General features: G+C 72.7%; 19 protein-coding genes. 12 read left to right on the forward strand and 7 right to left on the reverse strand.

Annotated elements, in window-relative coordinates; all coding sequences use genetic code 11:
• Positions 1–288: 288 nt before the first annotated feature.
• From thrB to H300_RS24710, 6 genes are all read right to left on the reverse strand, one after another.
• Positions 289–1,221: a homoserine kinase gene (thrB, locus tag H300_RS0103455; RefSeq protein ID WP_028426323.1), complete on the reverse strand. Its 933-nt coding sequence runs from the start codon at positions 1,219–1,221 to the stop codon at positions 289–291.
• Positions 1,222–1,548: 327 nt separating this feature from the next.
• Positions 1,549–2,664: a threonine synthase gene (gene thrC / locus H300_RS0103460; protein ID WP_051269389.1), complete on the reverse strand. Its 1,116-nt coding sequence runs from the start codon at positions 2,662–2,664 to the stop codon at positions 1,549–1,551.
• 14 nt (positions 2,665–2,678) lie between these two features.
• Complete coding sequence (locus tag H300_RS0103465) at positions 2,679–3,980, reverse strand: homoserine dehydrogenase (RefSeq protein ID WP_028426325.1); 1,302 nt, start codon at positions 3,978–3,980, stop codon at positions 2,679–2,681.
• Positions 3,981–4,156: 176 nt separating this feature from the next.
• Entirely contained in the window at positions 4,157–5,551 is a 1,395-nt protein-coding gene (gene lysA / locus H300_RS0103470) for a diaminopimelate decarboxylase (protein ID WP_028426326.1), read from the reverse strand.
• A 17-nt stretch (positions 5,552–5,568) separates the two neighbouring features.
• Positions 5,569–6,363, reverse strand: a complete 795-nt coding sequence (locus tag H300_RS0103475; protein WP_028426327.1) for a DALR anticodon-binding domain-containing protein — start codon at positions 6,361–6,363, stop codon at positions 5,569–5,571.
• Positions 6,364–6,414: 51 nt separating this feature from the next.
• Positions 6,415–6,927, reverse strand: coding sequence for a response regulator (locus H300_RS24710; RefSeq protein WP_078515680.1), 513 nt, complete (start codon positions 6,925–6,927; stop codon positions 6,415–6,417).
• A gap of 157 nt (positions 6,928–7,084) precedes the next feature.
• On the opposite strand from H300_RS24710, the gene H300_RS24715 reads away from it, so the two are divergent.
• From H300_RS24715 to H300_RS0103495, 3 genes are all read left to right on the forward strand, one after another.
• Positions 7,085–9,229: a neutral/alkaline ceramidase gene (locus H300_RS24715; RefSeq protein WP_106966669.1), complete on the forward strand. Its 2,145-nt coding sequence runs from the start codon at positions 7,085–7,087 to the stop codon at positions 9,227–9,229.
• 736 nt (positions 9,230–9,965) lie between these two features.
• Positions 9,966–10,322, forward strand: a complete 357-nt coding sequence (locus H300_RS24720; protein WP_158678310.1) for a metalloregulator ArsR/SmtB family transcription factor — start codon at positions 9,966–9,968, stop codon at positions 10,320–10,322.
• Positions 10,315–11,274 carry a permease gene (locus H300_RS0103495; protein ID WP_078515682.1) on the forward strand — a complete coding sequence of 320 codons (960 nt, stop codon included), beginning with the start codon at positions 10,315–10,317 and terminating at the stop codon, positions 11,272–11,274. Before H300_RS24720 ends, H300_RS0103495 begins: the two co-directional genes overlap by 8 nt.
• A gap of 246 nt (positions 11,275–11,520) precedes the next feature.
• On the opposite strand, the gene H300_RS0103500 is transcribed toward H300_RS0103495, so the two are convergent.
• Positions 11,521–11,808, reverse strand: coding sequence for a hypothetical protein (locus H300_RS0103500; RefSeq protein WP_028426329.1), 288 nt, complete (start codon positions 11,806–11,808; stop codon positions 11,521–11,523).
• A gap of 259 nt (positions 11,809–12,067) precedes the next feature.
• Here H300_RS0103500 and H300_RS24725 point away from each other — a divergent pair, with 259 nt between their 5' ends.
• The 9 genes from H300_RS24725 to H300_RS0103545 all read left to right on the forward strand — a co-directional run bounded on the left by H300_RS24725 (position 12,068) and on the right by H300_RS0103545 (position 20,556).
• Positions 12,068–12,481 (forward strand): SseB family protein, encoded by a 414-nt coding sequence (locus H300_RS24725; protein ID WP_051269393.1) that lies wholly within the window; start codon positions 12,068–12,070, stop codon positions 12,479–12,481.
• Complete coding sequence (locus H300_RS0103510) at positions 12,481–13,485, forward strand: Gfo/Idh/MocA family protein (protein ID WP_028426330.1); 1,005 nt, start codon at positions 12,481–12,483, stop codon at positions 13,483–13,485. The genes H300_RS24725 and H300_RS0103510 overlap by 1 nt, the downstream gene beginning before the upstream one ends.
• 236 nt (positions 13,486–13,721) lie before the next feature.
• Complete coding sequence (locus tag H300_RS0103515) at positions 13,722–14,036, forward strand: phage holin family protein (RefSeq protein ID WP_486583542.1); 315 nt, start codon at positions 13,722–13,724, stop codon at positions 14,034–14,036.
• The gene (locus tag H300_RS0103520; RefSeq protein WP_028426332.1) at positions 14,033–14,467 is read left to right on the forward strand and encodes a DUF3618 domain-containing protein; all 435 of its coding nucleotides are present in this window, start codon (positions 14,033–14,035) and stop codon (positions 14,465–14,467) included. Before H300_RS0103515 ends, H300_RS0103520 begins: the two co-directional genes overlap by 4 nt.
• 2 nt (positions 14,468–14,469) lie before the next feature.
• Positions 14,470–14,733, forward strand: a complete 264-nt coding sequence (locus H300_RS0103525; RefSeq protein ID WP_028426333.1) for a DUF4235 domain-containing protein — start codon at positions 14,470–14,472, stop codon at positions 14,731–14,733.
• Positions 14,734–15,115: 382 nt separating this feature from the next.
• A complete protein-coding gene (locus H300_RS0103530) occupies positions 15,116–16,957 on the forward strand; it encodes a thiamine pyrophosphate-requiring protein (protein ID WP_028426334.1) in 1,842 nt (613 codons plus the stop codon).
• A gap of 310 nt (positions 16,958–17,267) precedes the next feature.
• The gene (locus H300_RS0103535; RefSeq protein ID WP_199779122.1) at positions 17,268–18,638 is read left to right on the forward strand and encodes an ABC transporter substrate-binding protein; all 1,371 of its coding nucleotides are present in this window, start codon (positions 17,268–17,270) and stop codon (positions 18,636–18,638) included.
• Between the two features lie 128 nt (positions 18,639–18,766).
• A complete protein-coding gene (locus tag H300_RS24730; RefSeq protein ID WP_051269399.1) occupies positions 18,767–19,651 on the forward strand; it encodes a carbohydrate ABC transporter permease in 885 nt (294 codons plus the stop codon).
• On the forward strand, positions 19,651–20,556 hold the full coding sequence (locus tag H300_RS0103545; protein ID WP_078515684.1) for a carbohydrate ABC transporter permease: 906 nt from the start codon (positions 19,651–19,653) through the stop codon (positions 20,554–20,556). The genes H300_RS24730 and H300_RS0103545 overlap by 1 nt, the downstream gene beginning before the upstream one ends.
• The last annotated feature ends 11 nt before the right edge of the window (positions 20,557–20,567 follow it).

A 20,567-nucleotide genomic window follows, 5' to 3' on the forward strand; every position in this document is an offset into this window, starting at 1 on the left:
TCCTGGTGTGGCTGACCGGGCCGGGGCGGTGGTCCCGCCTGTGCTTACAGCAGAGGAATCAATTCACTGAAGTGGCGCGAGAGGATGACATGCGTCAGTCGCGCCGGTTCCGGAGCGTGATCAACACTGCTCGGCAGGTTGCTCAGACAGTGTGGGGAGCTCCCGGAAGAGGGGGGTGGTCCCGGAGTGGGACACCGTGCACCGCAGCGTTTCGGCTGCGAGTGCAGACATGAGGTTAACACTACCGGATCCGCCAAACATTCCCCCTCTCCGTGGCCGGCATCCGCGTCACCGCACCGGGTCCGGAGCGGCGAGCGGCAGCACTCCGGCGCCGTCGGCGTCCATCTCCAGCCGGTTGGCCGCCCAGCCCTCGCCGGCGGCCGCGGCGAGCTTGTCCGCGGCGTCCCGGGAGGTCAGGGCCAGGACCGTCGGCCCCGCGCCGGAGATCACCGCGGGAACGCCGTCGGCCCGCAGACGGTTCACCAGCTCCAAACTCTCCGCCATCGCGGGGGCCCGGTACTCCTGGTGCAGGCGGTCCTCGGTGGCCGCGAGCAGCAGCTCGGGCCGCCTGGTCAATGCCTCCACGAGCAGTCCGGCGCGGCCCGCGTTGGCGGCGGCGTCCACGTGCGGGACCGTCCGGGGCAGCAGCCCGCGGGCGCGCTCGGTGAGCACCGGGTCCGCCGGCACGAAGACCACCGGAACGACGGACGGGTCCGGGTCCATCCGGATCGCCCGCGCGGCGCCGCCGTCCGTCCAGGCGAGCGTGAAACCGCCCAGCAGGCAGGCGGCGACGTTGTCGGGGTGGCCCTCGATCTCGGTGGCCAGCTCCAGCAGTGCCGTGTCGTCGAGCTTCTCCGCGCCCCCGGTGGTCACGGCGCGGGCGGCGACGATGCCGGCGCAGATGGCCGCCGAGGACGAGCCCAGGCCGCGCCCGTGCGGGATGCGGTTGGCGCAGACGACCTCCAGCCCGCGCGGCTGGCCGCCGAGCAGGTCGAACGCGGTCCGCAGGGAGCGGACCAGCAGGTGGCTCTCGTCCCTGGGGAGGTTGTCGGCGCCCTCCCCGGCGATGTCGAGGTGCAGACCCGACTCGGCGACGCGGACGACCACGTCGTCGTAGAGCCCCAGCGCCAGCCCGAGGGCGTCGAAGCCCGGACCGAGATTGGCGCTGGTGGCGGGTACGCGCACCCGGACGGCGGCGGCGCGGAACGCTGGACCGGCCATCGCTCGATGACTCTCCTTGGTTGATGTGCGAGCAACTCCCCCGGTACCGCGGCCGGGTACCGGACTACCGCGCCGGGCGTACCCGGCCGAGGCACCGCGGTGAGGCGCGGCGCGCCGCGGGAAGCTTCGAGGCAGCGCGGCACGTACCCGTGGCACATGCGAGTGTGCCGGGTGGGATGAATCCCAGCCTATCGAAGGAAGGTTCAGTCACGACACAGGGCGCACGGGAGGCGCACGATGCGTGTCGACGTCTGTTCTGTGCTCCTTGAGGGCGTGTGGGGTGATGTGTACGGGGTACGGCACCGTGCGGCACTGCCCGCCGGGGCCTCAGGCCAGGCCCAGACGCTCGGCGGCCGCGGCCGCGTCGACCGGCACGGTCACCGGCTGCGGAGCTCCCGCCACCGCCCAGTCCGGGTCCTTGAGTCCGTTCCCGGTGACGGTGCAGACGATGCGCCCGCCGGGCTCCACCTTCCCCTGCTCGGCCGCCTTCAGCAGCCCGGCCACCGAGGCCGCCGAGGCGGGCTCGACGAACACCCCCTCCTGGGAGGAGAGCAGCCGGTACGCGGCGAGGATCTGACGGTCTGTCACCTCGTCGATGAAACCGCCGGATTCGTCCCGGGCTTGCTCCGCGGACGTCCAGGACGCCGGGTTGCCGATCCGGATGGCCGTGGCGATGGTGTGGGGGTCCTTGACCGGCTCGCCACGCACGATCGGGGCGGACCCGGAGGCCTGGTAGCCCCACATCCGGGGAGCCCGGGAGGCGGTGCCGTCAGCGGCGTACTCCTGGTAGCCGCGCCAGTAGGCGGTGATGTTGCCCGCGTTGCCGACCGGCAGCACATGGATGTCGGGCGCGTCGCCGAGCATGTCGACCACTTCGAAGGCAGCGGTCTTCTGCCCCTCGATGCGGGCCGGGTTCACCGAATTGACCAGCGCCACCGGGTAGTTCTCCGACAGCTCACGGGCGAGGGTGAGGCAGTCGTCGAAGTTGCCCTCCACCTGGAGGATCTTCGCGCCGTGCACCAGGGCCTGGCCCATCTTGCCCAGGGCGATCTTGCCCTGCGGCACCAGCACCGCGCAGACCATGCCGGCCCGGACCGCGTAGGCGGCGGCCGAGGCCGAGGTGTTGCCGGTGGAGGCGCAGATGACGGCCTGGTCTCCGCGGCCCTTCGCCTCGGAGATGGCCATCGTCATCCCGCGGTCCTTGAACGAGCCCGTGGGGTTGGCGCCCTCGACCTTGAGGTGCACCTCGCAGCCGGTGCGCTCGGAGAGCACCTGCGCGGGCACCAGCGGGGTGCCGCCCTCCCGGAGGCTGACCACGGGGCTGTCCGGGCCGACCGGCAGCCGGTCCCGGTACTCCTCGATGATGCCGCGCCACTGGGCGCTGGTGCGCGAGCGGCCGGCCACTCCGGCGGCGCCCGCCTGACCGACTGATGTTCCGGACATGGTGCTGATGGCCCTCACTCCCCTTCGACCCGCATGATGCTCGCGACACCCCGTACGGTGTCCAGACTGCGCAGCGCCTCGACCGTCGCACTCAGGCTCGCGTCGGAGGCACGGTGGGTGACGACGACGAGCGACGCGTCACCCTCCGACCCCTCCTTGCCCTGCTGCCGGACGGTGTCGATGGAGACCCCGTGCTCGGCGAAGATCTGCGCGCACTGGGCGAGCACGCCGGGCTTGTCCGCGACGTCCAGGCTGATGTGGTAGCGGGTGACCACCTCGCCCATCGGGCTCACCGGCAGCCGGGTGTACGCGGACTCGCCCGGCCCGCGTGCCCCGCTCAGCTTGTTGCGGCAGGCCGCGACCAGGTCGCCGAGCACCGCCGAGGCGGTGGGCGCGCCGCCGGCGCCCGGGCCGTAGAACATCAGCCGGCCGGCGGCCTCCGACTCGACGAAGACCGCGTTGTACGCCTCGCGCACCGAGGCGAGCGGATGGCTCAGCGGGATCATCGCCGGGTGCACCCGGGCGGTGACCGAGCGGCCGTCGGCGGCCCGCTCGCAGATCGCCAGCAGTTTGACCGTGCAGCCCATCCGGCGGGCGGACGCGATGTCCGCGGCGGTGACCTCGGTCAGGCCCTCGCGGTGCACGTCGTCCAGGCCGACCCGGGTGTGGAAGGCGATGCCGGCCAGGATGGCCGCCTTCGCCGCCGCGTCGAAGCCCTCGACGTCGGCCGTCGGGTCGGCCTCCGCGTAGCCCAGCGCGGTGGCCTCGTCGAGCGCCTCGCTGTAGCCGGCGCCGGAGGAGTCCATCCGGTCGAGGATGAAGTTGGTGGTGCCGTTGACGATGCCGAGCACGCGGTTGACCTTGTCCCCGGCGAGCGACTCGCGCAGCGGGCGCACCAGCGGGATCGCCCCGGCGACCGCGGCCTCGTAGTAGAGGTCGGCGCCGTACTTCTCGGCCGCCTCGTGGAGGGCGGGGCCGTCCTCGGCGAGCAGCGCCTTGTTCGCGGACACCACGCTGGCCCCGTGCTCGAAGGCGCTGGTGATCAGCGCCCGCGCCGGTTCGACGCCTCCGATGACCTCGACCACCACGTCGACGTCCTCGCGCGCCGCGAGCGCCGCCGCGTCGGTGGTGACGAGTTCCTCGGGGACCCCCGCGCGGACCCGCCCGGGGCGGCGGACCGCGACACCCGCCAGCTCCACCGGGGCGCCGATCCGGGCGGCGAGGTCCTCCGCGTCCGTCGTCATGATGCGTACCACCTCTGAGCCGACGACCCCACAGCCCAGCAGCGCCACCTTCAGCGGACGCGTACGCATCATCTGACCTCGTTCACTCGGTTGTCGTCTGGTGCACCGGCAGGTTCAACGGTGCAAGTCTCACGCACGTACCGGGTGATCCCCCGTTCCGTCCATGATGTGGAACGGCTGTCCCACCTGGTGTCCGGTGCGGTACGGCCCCCGGGGGCTCCCGGTGCCGTGCCGCGCGGGCGCCGGTCTCAGCCGACGTCCAGGCCGAGCAGGTCCTCCTCGGTCTCCCGGCGCACGATGGCCCGCGCCGCGCCGTCCCGCACCGCGACCACCGGCGGACGCAGCGCGTGGTTGTAGTTGCTCGCCATGGACCGGCAGTAGGCACCCGTCGCGGGCACGGCCAGCAGGTCGCCCGGAGCGGTGTCGGCGGGGAGGAAGGCGTCCCTGACCACGATGTCGCCGCTCTCGCAGTGCTTCCCCACCACACGGCTGAGCATCGGCTCCGCCGTCGAGGTGCGGGAGGCGAGGGAGACGGTGTAGTCCGCGTCGTAGAGCGCGGTGCGGATGTTGTCGGACATCCCGCCGTCCACGCTGACGTAGGTGCGCAGCCCCTCCAGCGGCTTGATCGTGCCGACCTCGTAGAGCGTGAACGCCGTCGGCCCGACGATCGCCCGCCCCGGCTCGACCGAGAGCCGCGGCACGGCGAGTGCGGCGGACTCGCACTCCCGGGTGACGATCTCGAAGAGCGCCTTCGCGATGTCGTGCGGTTCGCTGGGGTCGTCCTCGGCGGTGTAGGCGATGCCCAGACCGCCGCCGAGGTCGATCTCCGGCAGCTCGATTCCGTGCTCGTCGCGCACCTGGGCCAGCAGCCCGACGACCCGGTGGGCGGCGACCTCGAAGCCGGAGGTGTCGAAGATCTGCGAGCCGATGTGCGAGTGGACGCCGATCAGCTCCAGCCAGTCCAGCGCGAGGGTCCTGCGCACCGCCTCGGCGGCCTGGCCGCCGGCCAGCGGCACGCCGAACTTCTGGTCCTCGTGCGCGGTGGCGATGAACTCGTGGGTGTGCGCCTCGACGCCGACGGTGACCCGCAGCTGCACCGGCTGGCGTCGCCCCACCTGCTCGGCGACGTGCGCGACCCGGACGATCTCCTGGAAGGAGTCCAGCACGATCCGGCCGACGCCGGCCCGGACCGCCCGGGTGATCTCCTCGGTCGACTTGTTGTTGCCGTGCAGGGCGATCCGCTCGGCCGGCATCCCGGCGGCGAGCGCGGTGGCCAGTTCGCCACCGGAGCAGACGTCGAGGTTCAGCCCCTCCTCGTGGAGCCAGCGCACCACCGCGCGGGAGAGGAAGGCCTTGCCCGCGTAGAAGACGTCGGCCTCGCTGCCGAAGGCCTCGCGCCAGGCGCGGCAGCGCGCCCGGAAGTCGGCCTCGTCCAGCAGGTAGGCGGGGGTGCCGAACTCCTCGGCGAGGTCGGTGGCGCTCAGCCCGCCGACGGTGAGTGCGCCGCGCTCGTCGCGGACGACCGTCCGCGGCCAGATCCGGGCATTGAGTGCGTTGAGGTCGGTGGGCGGACTCCCGGCGTGCCGGCCGTCGGGAAGGACGTCGGCGTGGCGGGGCCCGGCGGGGTGGGCGGAACGGCTCATGGCGGGTGGCGATCCCCTCAGAGGTGGCGTGGTGCGCTGATGCCGAGTCGGGCCAGGCCGCCGGCCAGCACCGCTCCGGTGGCTTCGGCAAGAGCCAGCCGGGCACGGTGGGCGGCCGTGGGTTTCTCGTCACCGCGGGGCAGTACGGGGTGGGCGTCGTGGAAGTCGAAGAAGGCGTCGGCGACTGCTTCGAGTTGCCGGGCCAGCCGCAGATCGCCGCCGCGGGCGGCGCTCCGGTCGGCCTCGGCGAGCTGGGAGACCAGCACGGCTTCGGCGCGCCGGTCGTAGTCACCCGGCTCGGGGGTGAACCCCAGGTCGCGTGCGTTGACGAGCAGCGCCGCCGTCCTGGCGTGCGCGTACTGCACGCGGAACAGCGGACGGGCCGCCCGCCGCTCCCAGCTGGGCCGCGCGCCGGTGACGGCGGCCCAGCGGGCGGCGTCGGCCGCCGGGTCCTCGGGGGGCGGCTCCGGGGAGCGGCCGCCCGAGGACCCGGCGGCCAGGAGCTCCCTGACCAGCGCGGTCCGCGCCGACTCCCGGACGCTGATGTTCAGGAATCCCGGCCCGGCGACCGCGACGGCCGCGATGCCGGGCTGCTCGGCCAGCGTCGGCCGGAGGATCTCGGCGACCTCCCGGGCCGGGCGGCCCAGCGCGGGCGCCAGGCGGAGGGCGATGTTCGAGGCATAGTCGGCGCCGCCATGCGGCGGCCTACGGAGCGTGACCCGCTCGGGCGGCTGCGCGGCGGGCAGCCGACCCGCTGCGACGGCACGGTCCAGCGAGCGCAGGACCGTACGGGAGAGCTGGTCGGGGGTCACGGGGCAAGACTATGGGAGAGGGCCGGGTCGGGCGCGAATCGGTTTCGCTCCTCAAGACCGCCGGGCCGCGGGCCGTGCACCGCCGGTGACCGGACGCGACGGCGACCGGCCGCCCGGAGCGGGGCCGCAGCCTCCCGGGGCGGGGCCGGGCTCCTCCGGTTCGGCAAGGCGCTCCTCGGGCGCGGCGAGGCCCTCGCGGGCGGCGTACCGCAGCCGCGAGACCATCAGGACGAGGTCCGCCGGCTCGAACGGCTTGGCCAGGAAGGCGTCGACGGCCGCGCCGTCCGCACCGAGCCGGCTGCACCCGCTGACGAACGCGACCCGGACGCGTCGCGTCCGCGGGTCGGCCCGCAGCCGCTGTGCGGTGCGCAGCCCGTCCAGCCGGGGCATGGCGACGTCCAGGGTGATCACGTCGGGCCTCACCCGGTGTACGACCTCCAGGCACTCGGCACCGTCGGCAGCGGTCACGACCTCGAAGCCCTCCAGTTCGAGGTTGACCCTGATCAATTGCCGGATGACCTTGTTGTCGTCCACCACAAGGACCCGGCCCGACGCCCCAGGCACGTACCAAAGGGTAGGCCGGCGGCCCTCTCCGTGCGCCGGTTTTCCCCATTTCCACCGGCGCGGGCCGGAGCGCTGCCGCACCACCGGCGTGCGCCGCCCGGCCCGCGACGTGCGCGGGGGGCTTCAACAAGTCGCCGGCCGCTGGTACGACAGTGAGGTGGCTCTCACTCCGCGCACCTCCCTCGTGCTCACCCTCGCCGCCTCCCTGCTGCTCGCCCCGACCGCGTACGCCGACACCCCGGCCGCACCACCGCCCGCGGCCGGCACCGCTTCCGGGGCCCCCTCGGACACCGGTCCCGACTCCGGCCCGCCCTCGGGGACGGCCTCGGACGCGCCCTCCGACACGGCCTCCGGGGCCGAGGAGCCGTATCTGGTCGGGCGGGGGGTGGCCGACGCCACCGGGGAGGTCGCGGAGGCCGGGATGATGGGCTACGCCCGCCCCGACCAGGTGGCCGAGGGGCTGCACACCCGGATGCGCTCCCGCGCGTTCGTGATCGCCGACCGGGAGACCGACGAGCGGGTGCTGCTCATCGTCGCGGACTCCCCGATGATCTTCGAGAGCGTGCACCAGCGGGTGCTGGGCGGCCTCCGCGAGGAGTACGGCGACCGGTACTCGGAGCAGAACGTGCTGATCACCGCCACCCACTCGCACTCGGGTCCGGGCGGCTACTCGCACCACACCCTCTACAACGTGACCAGCGCCGGATACCGCGAGGACACCTTCGAGGCCGTCACCGAGGGGATGCTCGCCTCGGTGGAGCGCGCCCACGAGGACCTGGCCCCCGCCTCGCTCACCCTCACCCACGGCGAACTCCACGACGCCAGCGTCAACCGCTCCCGGACCGCCTTCGACCGCAATCCTGCCGCCGACCGCGCGTACTTCCCCGAGGGCCGCGATCCGCGCACCACGCTGCTGCGGATCGAGCGCGGGGGCCGACCGGTCGGCGCGATCAACTGGTTCGCCACCCACAACACCTCGATGACCGGCGAGAACCGGCTGATCAGTGCGGACAACAAGGGGTTCGCCGCGCACCACTGGGAGCGGCACGTCGAGGGCGGCGACTACACCGACGGGCAGCCGCTCGACTTCGTGTCCGCGTTCGCCCAGACCAATGCCGGCGACATGTCGCCGAACGTCGCGCTGGACCCCGCGGACGAGCTGCCCGCGCAGCAGTTCGAGAACACCCGGACCATCGGGATGCGCCAGTACGAGGCGGCCGCCGCCCAACTGGACGAGGAGGGCACCGTGCTCGACGGCGGCGTGGACTCCCGTCTGACCTACGTCGACCTGTCGGAGGTGGAGGTCCGGCCGGAGTTCACCGGCGACGGCCGCACCCACCGGACCTGCGAGCCCGCGTACGGCACCAGCGCCGCGGCCGGCAGCACCGAGGACGGCCCGGCACTGCCCGTCTTCCGGGAGGGCGGGAACCCCTTCTGGGACGCCGTCTCGCACGGCGTCCTCTACCGCTTCTCGCCCGAGCTGCGGGACTGCCAGTCCCCCAAGGGGCTGCTGCTCCCGCTCGGGGAGATGAACCGGCTGCTGCCCTGGGTGCAGGAGGAGGCGCCCGTGCAGGTGGTCCGGATCGGCGGCCTGCACCTGATCGCCCTGCCGCACGAGGTGACGGCGGCCGCCGGGCTGCGGCTGCGGCGCAGCGTCGCCGAGGTCGCCGGCGCGGACGTCGGTGACGTGCTCGTCGCCGGCTACTCCAACGCCTATCTGCACTACCTCACCACCCCGGAGGAGTACGACGCCCAGCAGTACGAGGGCGGCAGCACCCTGTTCGGCCGCTGGCAGCTGCCCGCGCTCCAGCAGACCGCGGTCGAGCTGGCCGAACGGATGCGGGACGGCCGCCCGGCCCCCGCCGGACCGCGGCCGGCCGACCTCTCCGGGAAGCAGCTCATCAGGCCGCCGGGGGTGGTCCTGGACAGTCCGCCGCTCTTCCGGCGGTTCGGCGACGTGCTGACCCAGCCGCCGGCGAGCGCCGCACCGGGCGAGCGGGTGTCCGCGGTGTTCGCCGGCGCCCACCCCAACAACGACCTCAAGCACGACGGCAGCTACCTGGAGGTGCAGCACCGGGTGGCGGGCGACTGGCGGCGGGTCGCCGACGACGGCGACTTCTCCACCTTCTTCCGCTGGGCCAGGGACGGTGTCAGCGCCTCACGGGTGACCGTCGAGTGGGACGTGCCCCCCGACGCCGCTCCCGGCGTGTACCGCCTCCGCTACCGCGGGGACGCCAAGAGCCTTCTCGGCACGCTCACCCCGTTCACGGGCACCAGCCGCACCTTCACCGTGGCCCCCTGAACCGGGGAGCCGCCCCGGCCCGTCCGGACGCGATCCGGAGCAGCGCCGCCTGGCGGAGCTCCTGGCCCAGCGGGTGCGGGCCCACGTACCGGCGGCGGACGAGGCCGTGAAATGGCGTCGGCTGACCTTCACCCTGGACGAGGACTGGCACCAGTGGCTCTGCGCGGTCGCGGTCGGGCCGGGGCGTGAGCCTGATGCTGCACAAGGGCGCGCTGCTGGACGATCCGGCGGGGCTCCTGTGCGGCGAGGGCCGCTACCTGCGGCGGCTGCCCGCGGCGGCGGCCGTCGACCACCCCGAGGCGGTGGGCGCGCTGCTGCGCCAGGCCGTCGAGCGGCGCACGGATCTCCTCACGCGTCGCCGTCGCGTCGCCGCTCGTCCCCGCCTGCGCCTGGCGGGGTCGGCCTCTCTCATGCCGCCCGGGCCCGTCCGGGGGTGCTTCTGTCTGTCCGGGCAAGGACACGGGCAAGGAGTCGTACCGGCCCTGGAGGCCATGAAACCGAACCGGGCTCCGCCAGGAGGGCAACGGGCCCGTAGGCCGCCGGGTGCGACCGTGCGCCGGTCATGCGTCTGCCGCGGGCCGTGGACGAACAGGGTGGGGACTCCCCCTGGGAACGGCTTCCCCGTCTGCGTCCCGCGCAGTCGTTCCGCACAGCCCCGCCATCGCTGCCCCACAGCATGTGTCGCCTGCCGACTCTTTCATCTACCATCGGCGATGAACGATTAAAGGAGGTTGTCATGCTGGACCGCGCCGACGCCGAGGCGTACGCAAGCTGGTTCGGGTGCCTGGCCGACCCGACACGGCTGCAGCTGCTCCACCTGCTGGCGACCGCCCGGCAGCCCGTGAACATCGGCACGCTCGCGGCCGAGGTCGGGGTGGGCCAGCCCACCGTCTCCGGCCATGTGCGGCGGCTCGCCGAGCTGGGGTTCGTGTGCGTCGAGCGCGTGGGCACCGCCAGCCATGTGCGGGTGAACCCCGACTGCCTGGCCGAGTTCCCCTCCGCCGCCGAGGTGGTCATGGGACGGGCTCCGGTACGGGCCGAGAACAGGCGACACACGCTGGCTCCGTGGCAGGCAGGGGTCGGGGATGAGTGAGCGGATCGTGGATGCGGCCCTGCAGTTCGTGGTGCTGCTGGCCGAACTGACGGTCCTGATGGTGGCCGTCGCGATGCTGCTGGCGCTCGCCGCCCGGCGGGTCGGGGTGGCCAGGCTGCGCGGCTGGCTCGGCGGCGGGCGGCTGCGCGGAGCGCTGAAGGGCATCCTGCTCGGCTTCGTCACGCCCTTCTGCTCGTACTCAGCGGTCCCCGTGGTGTCGGGGATGGTCAATGCCCGAATTCAGACCGCCACGATCGCCGGGTTCCTGCTGGCCTCCCCGCTGCTCGACCCGATCGTGGTGGTGGTGCTGCTCGCCCTGTTCGGATGGCAGGCCACACTCGCCTACGCGGTGGTGACCTTCACCGCCGTGCTGCTGGCCGCGCTCTCCGCGGACGCCGCCCGTCTGGAGCGCCACCTGCTGCCCGCCCGGGCACCGGCCGGGCAGGCGGCGCCACCTGCCGAGGAGCGGACGCCCGGCCGCGCCCACGACTGCCGCAGGCCGGACCCGTTCAGCGACGAGACCCCCTGGCGGGGCTGGCGCGCCGAGACCCGGCCGTCACTGCGCTACGCGCTGGATCTGATAAGGGGGCTCGCAGTGCCGATGGTGCTCGCGGTGGTCATCGCCGCCGCGGTCGTCGGCTTCGTTCCGCAGGACCTCGTTGCCCGCTGGTCCGGCTCGGACAACCCCTTCGCGGTGCCGGTCGCAGCCCTGTTGGGCATCCCCTTCTACGTCTCCACGGAGGCGTTCCTGCCGATCGCCTCCGCTCTCCACTCGGGCGGCATGGCCCTCGGCGCCGTGTTCGCCCTGGTGATCTCCGCAGCGGGAGTCAACGTCCCCGAACTGGGCCTCCTCAGCCGGCTGCTGTCGCCCCGGCTGCTGGCCGCCTACACTCTCGCCATCGTCGGCGTCGCCGTGGCCGCCGGCTACCTCGTGCCCGTCGCAGTGCAGTGACAACCGGTCCCGCGACCTGCGCGACACCGCACGATCGGGCACCGGAGGGCCGAGCAGGACGTCCGCATGCCGCGACCGACCCGCACGCTGCCCGGCTTCGACCACTGAACCCCTTGGAACCGGCCATCGAGGAGACACCGCTGAAGGCCTTGCTCCGGCCGCCCGGCTCACACCGGACCACCGGTAGACGTCGCTCGCCATGAACCGGTCCGAGCCGGGCGCGCTTCCAAGATCTCCAGGACGCTGTCAGGAGCGGCGCAGCCGGGAGGCGAAGAGGTGCCCGATGGCGAGGTAGACCACGGCCGCGAGTCCGTAGCCGGCGACGACGCGTGCCCACTCCTCGTCGAAGGTGAACAGATCGTGGGACCAGCCCGCCAACCAGCGGGCGGCGTCCTGCACGAAGCTCACCAGAGCGTTGGCCCGGTTTGCGTCGAGGAGATACATGAGAATCCACAGGCCCAGGATCAGGGCCGCCACATCCGCGATCACGGCGATGATCCTCGCCGCGCTTCCGTAATTGCTCCTACTGGACATGACACCCTTGTTGCCGCTCGGCTCCTGGGGAAACCCCTTCCGTCCGCCCCACCGGCTCGAACAGCATGCGGTCTGCCCGCGGCCCGGAGGCTCGCGGGCGGCCCGGACACCTCCGGGAGCACGGCGGTGGCTTTGCACCAGTGTCCGGATCACGGCGGACGGCGGCACGCCGGACAGCTATCGTGCTGACCACCGGCCACCATGCGAGACCTGCTCCGCACGGCCGGTGCATCGGGGATCGAGGGACACGGGGTCTGTTGTGGAGTTGACCGAGCACATCGCGGCAGTGCGAGCGGGAACGGGTGATCCGGAGGCCCTGCTCGGCCGGTTCAGACGTACGGCGGTTCTGACGCCGGTGGTGGACGAAGGTTTCCTCTCCGCGTCCTTCGACGGCATCCGCTGGCTCTACGCGTTCACCGACGAGCCGGCGCTCGCCCGTTTCGTCCTCGCGCGCGAGGAGGAGCCGGACACCGAGTCGGAGTACCGCACGGTGCTCGGCTCGCAACTGCTGGACATCGTGGTGCCCGCGCTGGGGGTGCCGGCCGGGGTCGCCCTCAACGTCGCGGACGAGGAGGGTTCGATGATGTTCCCGCCCGTGCAGGCCGTCCCGCCCGGGGAGGCCACCGCGGGGCCACGCACCACGCGCACCACCTCAGCAGGGGAGCGCCCCTGATGCGCATCGGAATCATGGGCTGCGGCCGGATCGGCGCCTTCCACGCCGAGACGCTCGCCGCCCTGGACACCGTCGACTCGCTCCTCGTCACCGACCCGGTCACCGCCGCCGCCACCGGGACCGCCGCACGCTTCGGCGGCCGGGCCGTCGAATCCCCGGAGGCGGTGCTGGCGGCGGGCGTGGACGCGGTGGTGATCGCGGCCGCCACCGACGCGCACCCCGAGCTGCTGCGGAACGCGGTGAAGGCCGGGCTGCCCGTCTTCTGTGAGAAACCCGTCGCCCGCACCGCGGAGGAGAGCCGCCAGGTACTCCGCGCCGTGCGGGAGAACGGCGGCCGGGTGCAGATGGGCTACAACCGGCGCTTCGACCCGGGCTTCACCGCCGCCCGGGAGGCGGTGCGCAGCGGGGAGCTGGGCCCGCTGCACACCGTCCGCTGCACCACACTCGACCCGGAACCACCGCCGCCCGCCTACGTCGCCGCGTCCGGTGGCATCTTCCGCGACTGCGCCGTGCACGACTTCGACGCCGTCCGGTGGGTCACCGGCCGCGAGGTCCGGGGGGTGTACGCCACCGGCGGCAACCGTGGCGCCCCGTACATCGCCGAGGTGGACGACGTGGACACCTCCGCCGCCGTGCTCACCCTCGACGACGGCACCCTGGTGCTCGTCTCCAACAGCCGCCACAACCCGCGGGGGTACGACGTGCGCATGGAGCTGCACGGCCTGCGGGACAGCGTCGCGGTCGGCCTGGACGACCGGTTGCCGCTGCGGTCGGTCGAGCCGGGAGCACACTTCCCCGCGGGAGCGCCGCACCACTTCTTCATGGACCGCTTCCACGGTGCGTACCGCGCCGAGCTGGCCGCCTTCGTCGAGATGGCGGCGGGGCGTGCCGAGTCGCCGTGCACGGTGGCCGACGCCGTGGAGGCGGAGTGGATCGCCGAGGCCTGCGTCCGCTCGCTGCGCGAGCACCGGCCGGTGGCGATGTCGGAGGTCCGCGAGGACTGACACGCCTGCGCCCGGCCGCGGTCTCCGCCGCCTCCCGCCCTCCCTGCCACGGAACGGCGCCTGCAACAGCAGGGGTGAACCCGGGACGACGGGGTACCCGGCCGGTCACCGCACGGAAGAGGTGAGGCAAGGTGCGTGGAACCGACAGCGAGGCGCCGGGCCAGGACGTCGAGGCGTCCACCGGCGCACTGGTCAAACAGGCCTCGGAGCAGCTCTCGGAACTGGTCCGCAGCGAAATGCGGCTGGCCCAGCAGGAGCTGACCGAGAAGGGCAAGCGAGCCGGACTCGGCGGCGGGCTCTTCGGCGGCGCGGGAGTCGCCGGGTTCCTCGCCGTTCAGGCGCTGCTGGTCGCGGCAGGCGCCGCGCTGGCACTCGTGATGCCGGTGTGGGCGGCCGCGCTCGTCGTGGCGGCCGTCCTGCTCGTGGTGACCGCGGTCATGGCCATGAGCGGCAAGAAGCAGATCGACAAGGCTGTTCCGCCCACACCGGGGCAGACGATGAGCAGCGTGCGCACAGACGTCGACGAGATCAAGGAAAGGGCACGGCGATGACGACCACACCCGAGGGTGGCGGCCCCGACGCAGACAGCCAGGCCGAACTGCGGGCGCAGGTCGAGGACACCCGCGAGCGGCTCGGCGAGACGGTCGAGGCCCTCGCGGGCAAGGCAGACGTGAAGGGACAGCTCAAGCAGCGGACCGCCGAGGCCCGCGAGCAGGCCAAGGTCAAGACGGCGGAGGCTCGCGAGCAGGCCAAGGCGAAGACCGCGGGAGCCCGGGAGAAGGCTTCCCGCGGCGGCGCCCAGGCGAAGGAGAAGGCCGGCAAGGCCGTCCACTCCCTCCAGGAGAAGACCCCGGAGCAGGTGCGGGACACGGCCCTCCAGGCAGCGGAGGCCGGACGGCGCAACCCCGGACCGCTGCTGGCGGCGGGCGCGGCCGTCCTGGTGGCCGTGGTGCTGCTCCGCGGGTGCAAGGGCAGGCGGTGACCATGAACAGCAGACTCCTCTACAAGCCCGTCGGCATCGCGGTCGGCATGGCCGCCGGTATGGCCGCCGGAGCGGTGTTCAACCAGGTCTGGAAGGTGGTCGGCGGCGACTCCGAGGCGCCCGAGCCCCTGGACGAGGCGCGGAGCTGGTCCGAGGTGTTGCCCGCGGCAGCCCTCCAGGGGGCGGTGTTCGCGCTGGTCAGAGCAGCGGTGAACCGCGGCGGCGCCACCGCCGTCCGGCGCGTCACCGGAACTTGGCCGGGCTGACCCGCCCGCACGGGCGACCCGCCCGCACTCACCGAGCGCCCCCGGCACCGGCTCCCCCGGCGCCGGGGGCGCTCGGCGGTGCGGCGGACGTTCGGCGGTACGACGGACCCGACGCCGTGACCCACGAGGTCTTCGGCAGCTCCTGAACCCTGCCCGCCCCCGCCTTCCCGCCCCGGTGGCTCCGCGCCGGGCCGCGCCTTCGGCCCCGGCGGGACGTTTCCGGGTCCCGCCGCCGGACACCCGGGGAGTTCGCGGGAACGGGGCGGCGGGGCTCCGTGCTCCGCCGCCCGCCGCCGAATCCGCCGGCGCGGGGGCCGCGGACGGAACGCGTGACCAGCAGCCGTCCGGGCCGACCGCGACGGGCAGTGAGAAGGGACCAGCAATGGCCAGTACGAAGGTTGCCGACTACATCCTCCAGCGGTTGCGCGAATGGGACGTGAGCCACGTCTTCGGCTACGCGGGGGACGGCATCAACGGCCTGCTCGCGGCGTGGGGCCGGGCCGGGAACCAGCCGAAGTTCGTCCAGTCGCGCCACGAGGAGATGTCGGCGTTCCAGGCGGTCGGCTACGCCAAGTTCTCCGGCAAGGTCGGTGTCTGCGCCGCCACCTCGGGGCCCGGTGCGATCCATCTGCTGAACGGCCTGTACGACGCCAAGCTGGACCACGTCCCGGTGGTGGCGATCGTCGGCCAGACGGCGCGCAGCGCGATGGGCGGCTCGTACCAGCAGGAGGTGGACCTGGCCTCGCTCTACAAGGACGTGGCCTCGGACTTCTGCGAGACGGCGACCGTTCCCGAGCAGCTCCCGAACCTCATCGACCGGGCGATGCGCACCGCCTACGCCCGGCGCACGGTGACCGCGATCATCGTCCCGGGCGACGTGCAGGAGCTGGACTACAGCCCGCCGACGCACGAGTTCAAGATGGTGCCGTCCAGCATGGGCATGGCCCACTACGCACCGGTCCCGGTCGAGGAGGAGATCGAGCGGGCCGCGGAGGTGCTGAACTCCGGCGAGAAGGTCGCCGTGCTGATCGGCCAGGGCGCCCGCGGCGCCCGCATCGAGGTGGAGCAGGTGGCCGACCTGCTCGGCGCGGGAGTGGCGAAGGCCCTCCTGGGCAAGGACGCGTTCCCCGACGACCTGCCGTACGTGACGGGCGCGATCGGGCTGCTGGGCACCCGGCCGTCGTACGAGCTGATGCAGGACTGCGACACCCTGCTGATGATCGGTTCCAGCTTCCCCTACACCCAGTTCATGCCCGAGCTGGACCAGGCGCGCGCGGTGCAGATCGACATCGACCCGCACATGATCGGGATGCGCTACCCCTTCGAGGTCAACCTCGTCGGCGACTCCCGGGAGACGCTGCGCCGGCTGCTGCCGCTCCTGCACCGCAAGGAGAGCCGGCGCTGGCGGGAGAAGGTGGAGAGCGACGTGTCCCGCTGGTGGGAGGTCATGCAGCGGCGTGCCGCCGTGGAAGCCGACCCCGTCAACCCCGAGTACGTGGTGCACGCGCTCGACGGGATGCTGCCGGACGACGCCGTGCTCAGCGCGGACTCCGGCTCCGCCGCCAACTGGTACGCCCGCCACCTGCGCCTGCGCGGCCGGATGCGGGGCTCGCTCTCCGGCACCCTCGCCACCATGGGCCCCGGCGTGCCGTACGCCATCGGCGCGAAGTTCGCCCACCCGGACCGTCCGGCGATCGCGCTCGTCGGGGACGGCGCGATGCAGATGAACGGCATGATGGAGATGGCGACCGCCGCGAAGTACTGGCGGGAGTGGGCCGATCCGCGGCTGATCGTGGCGGTGCTGAACAACGGGGACCTCAACCAGGTCACCTGGGAGATGCGCGCCATGTCCGGGGCGCCGCAGTTCGAGGAGTCCCAGCATCTCCCCGATCTCCCGTACGCGGAGTTCGCGCGGGCGATGGGCCTGGCCGGCGTCCGGGTGGAGAAGCCGGAGGAGGTCGAGGACGCGTGGCGGCAGGCGCTGGCGGCCGACCGCCCCTTCGTCATCGACTTCCGCACCGACCCCTCGGTGCCGCCGATCCCGCCGCACGCCTCGCTGGAGCAGATCGAGTCCACCGCCTCGGCGATCCTGGGCGGCGACAGCGACCGCGTCGACGTGATCCGGCAGGGCGTCAAGGCGAAGGCGCAGGAGTTCCTGCCCGGGAACCGGGAGCGCGACGACCGTCCCGGCGCCACCGAGGACAGCACCGGCGAGGAGCGGTGACGCGCCCCGCCGCCGAGTGACCGAGCACCGGGTGAGCGCGCTGGACGGACCGCCGCCGGGATGCGCGGTCCGGGGGACCCGCGGGACGCTGACAGGTGGTATCCACGCGGCTCCACGGGGGCGCCGGGGGCCCTCGCGGAGCCGCGCGGGACACCGGCGCGGACACCGGTGCGAGGAGGCACCGGATTACGCCATCGGGGTCGCAGCGCTTGACGCCCGGCGGCAACGGCACGAGGGTGCTGCGAGACCGCCGCACACCGGATGAGGGACTGCCCCCGGACAGGACGGCGCAGGCAAGGAGGCCTGGTCGGTGAGGGTGAGAACGTGGAGGAAGCCGCGGCCGGGCCGAGCCGCGGGGGCACAGGGCCGCCTGCGCGGAGGCCGGACGCCGCGGGGCCGGATCGGCGCCGCGGCCGGCGCCGCGGTGCTCGCCGCCGGCCTGCTGGCCGGCTGCGGGAGCGACAGCGGCACCACCGAGGTGAACCTGTACCTCTCGCCCGAGGAGAGCCTCCCGGACGTCGTGGCGAAGTGCAACACCGAGGCCGACGGCCGCTACCGCATCGTCTACCACCAGCTCCCCCGCGACGCCGACGGGCAGCGGGAGCAGATGGTGCGGCGGCTGGCCGCGGAGGACACCGGGCTGGACGTCCTCGGGCTGGACGTGACCTGGATGCCGGAGTTCGCCGAGGCAGGCTGGGTCGAGGAGTGGACGGGCGGGAACCGCGCGGAGGCGGTCGAGAACGTGCTACCGGGCCCGCTGGAGACGGCGCGCTGGGACGACCGCGTCTACGGGGCGGCGAAGAACACCAACATCCAGCTCCTCTGGTACGACGACCGGATCACGCCGGAACCGCCGGACACCTGGGACGAGGTGATCGCCACCGCCAAGGAGCTGAAGAAGGCGGGTGAACCCCACCAGGTGCTGTTCACCGGCGCGCAGTACGAGGGTCTGGTGGTCTTCTTCAACAGCCTGGTGGCCTCGGCCGGCGGGCAGTTGCTCTCCGAGGACGGTTCGGAGGCCGTCGTCGACGAGGGAGTGGTCGAGGCGCTGCGCATCCTGAAGGAGATCTCCACCTCCGGGATCACCAGCCCGTCGCTGTCGAACCAGCAGGAGGACGAGGTCCGGCTGGCGTTCCAGAACGGGCGCGGTGCCTTCGAGTTCAACTGGCCCTTCGTCTACGCCTCCTACGCCCAGGAGAAGCCGGACGACCTGGAGCACTTCAAGTGGGCCCGCTATCCCACGGTCGAGGAGGGGGACGTCAGCCGGGCCACCGCGGGCGGCTACAACCTGGCCGTGAGCAGCTACTCGCAGAACAAGCCGGAGGCGTTCGACGCGGCGCTGTGCCTGCGCAGCCCGGAGAGCCAGAAGTTCCAGGCGCTGCGGTCCGGTCTGCCGCCCAGCATCGAGACCGTCTACGGGGACGAGACCCCGCTCGACCCGGACAAGCCCGCCGACCCGGAGACCAACCCGACGATGGCGAGCGAGTACCCGCCGCGGGAGACCATCCGGGCGGCCCTGGAGGACGCGGCCGTCCGGCCGCTGACGCCCGTCTACCAGAACCTCTCCACCGTGACCGCGAAGATCCTCTCGCCGCCCTCGTCCATCGACCCGGAACGGACGGCCGACGAGCTGCGCGAGGAGCTGGACGCGGCGCTCGAGTCCCAGGGGGTCCTGCCATGACGTCCTCCTCCCCCGAGCCCGGCGCCCCGGGCGGGCCCGGCGCGGGCGGCCGGGCCGCCGCCGGAACCGCGGCGCCTCCGCCGACCGGGGCCGGGAAGCCGGGAGGGAGGAAGCGCGGCGGGGCCGCGATGAGCGAGGGCAAGCGGGCCGAGCGGCGGCTGGGCTGGCTGCTGTGCGCCCCGGCGGCCCTGGTGATGGTCGCGGTGACCGGCTGGCCGATCGTCTACTCGGTCTGGCTGTCGCTGCACCGCTTCGACCTGCGCTTCCCCGGCGAGCAGGAGTTCGTCGGGCTGGACAACTACCTCGTGGTCCTCACCAACTCCTACTGGTGGTCGGCGTTCAGCGTGACGGTGATCATCACCGTGGTGTCGGTCGTGCTGGAGCTGGTGCTCGGCATGGCGCTGGCGCTGATCATGCACCGCACGCTGCTGGCCCGCGGACTGGTGCGGACGGTGACGCTGATCCCGTACGGCATCGTCACCGTGGTCGCCGCCTTCTCCTGGTTCTACGCCTGGACCCCCGACACCGGGTACCTGGCGGAGGCCTTCGCCTCCGGCTCGGCCCCGCTCACCGAGCGGACGGCCTCGCTGGCGATCATCATCCTCGCGGAGGTGTGGAAGACCACGCCCTTCATGGCGCTGCTGCTGATGGCCGGGCTGGCGCTGGTGCCGGACGACCTGATGAAGGCGGCGGCGATGGACGGCGCGGGCGGCTGGCAGCGGTTCGTCAAGGTGACCGTGCCGGTGATGAAGCCGGCCATCCTGGTGGCGCTGCTGTTCCGCACCCTGGACGCGTTCCGGATCTTCGACAACATCTTCGTCCTCACCTCCGGCGCCAACGACACCTCCTCGGTCTCGATGATCACCTACAACAACCTGATCAGGGGGCTGAACCTCGGCATCGGCTCGACCATGTCGGTGCTGATCTTCCTCGCCGTCGCGATCATCGCGTTCCTGTTCGTGAAACTGTTCGGCACCGCCGCACCAGGCAGTGACCAGGGAGGCAGGGGCTGATGTCCGCCGAGAGTACAGCCGCGGCCCGCCCGGCGGCCGAGGAGCAGTCCGCCGGGCCCGGCACCGGCCTCCGGCAGCGGGCGCTGAACCGGCGCAGGAGCAAGTGGGCGTTCGTCAACACCGTCGTGGTGATCTACGCCCTGACACCGGTGCTGTGGATCGCCTCGCTCTCCTTCAAGACCAAGGAGACGGTCACCGACGGCAACTTCGTTCCGCGCTCCTGGACCCTGGCCAACTACCGGGACATCTTCCGGACCGACGAGTTCATCCGGGCGCTGGTCAACTCCATCGGCATCGCGCTCATCGCGACGTTCCTCGCCGTCGTCCTCGCCACCATGGCCGCCTACGCGATCGCCCGGCTCGACTTCCCCGGGAAGCGGGCCCTGATCGGCGTCTCGCTGCTCATCGCGATGTTCCCGCAGATCTCCCTGATCACCCCGCTGTTCAACATCGAGCGGGAACTGGGCCTGTTCGACACCTGGCCGGGGCTGATCCTGCCGTACATCACCTTCGCCCTGCCCCTGGCGATCTACACCCTCTCGGCCTTCTTCCGGGAGATCCCCTGGGAACTGGAGAAGGCCGCCAAGATGGACGGCGCCACCCCCGCCCAGGCGTTCCGCCGGGTGATCGCGCCGCTGGCCGCGCCCGGCGTCTTCACCACCGCGATCCTGGTGTTCATCTTCTGCTGGAACGACTTCCTCTTCGCCATCTCGCTGACCTCGTCCGAGGCCTCGCGCACGGTGCCCGCGGCGCTGTCGTTCTTCACCGGCTCCTCCCAGTTCGAGGATCCGACCGGCACCATCTCGGCGGCGGCCGTGGTGATCACCGTTCCGATCGTCCTGTTCGTGCTCTTCTTCCAGCGCCGCATTGTCGCGGGGCTGACTTCCGGCGCCGTGAAGGGTTGACAAGGGGTTCT

The organism is Streptomyces sp. TAA040 (assembly GCF_000424845.1).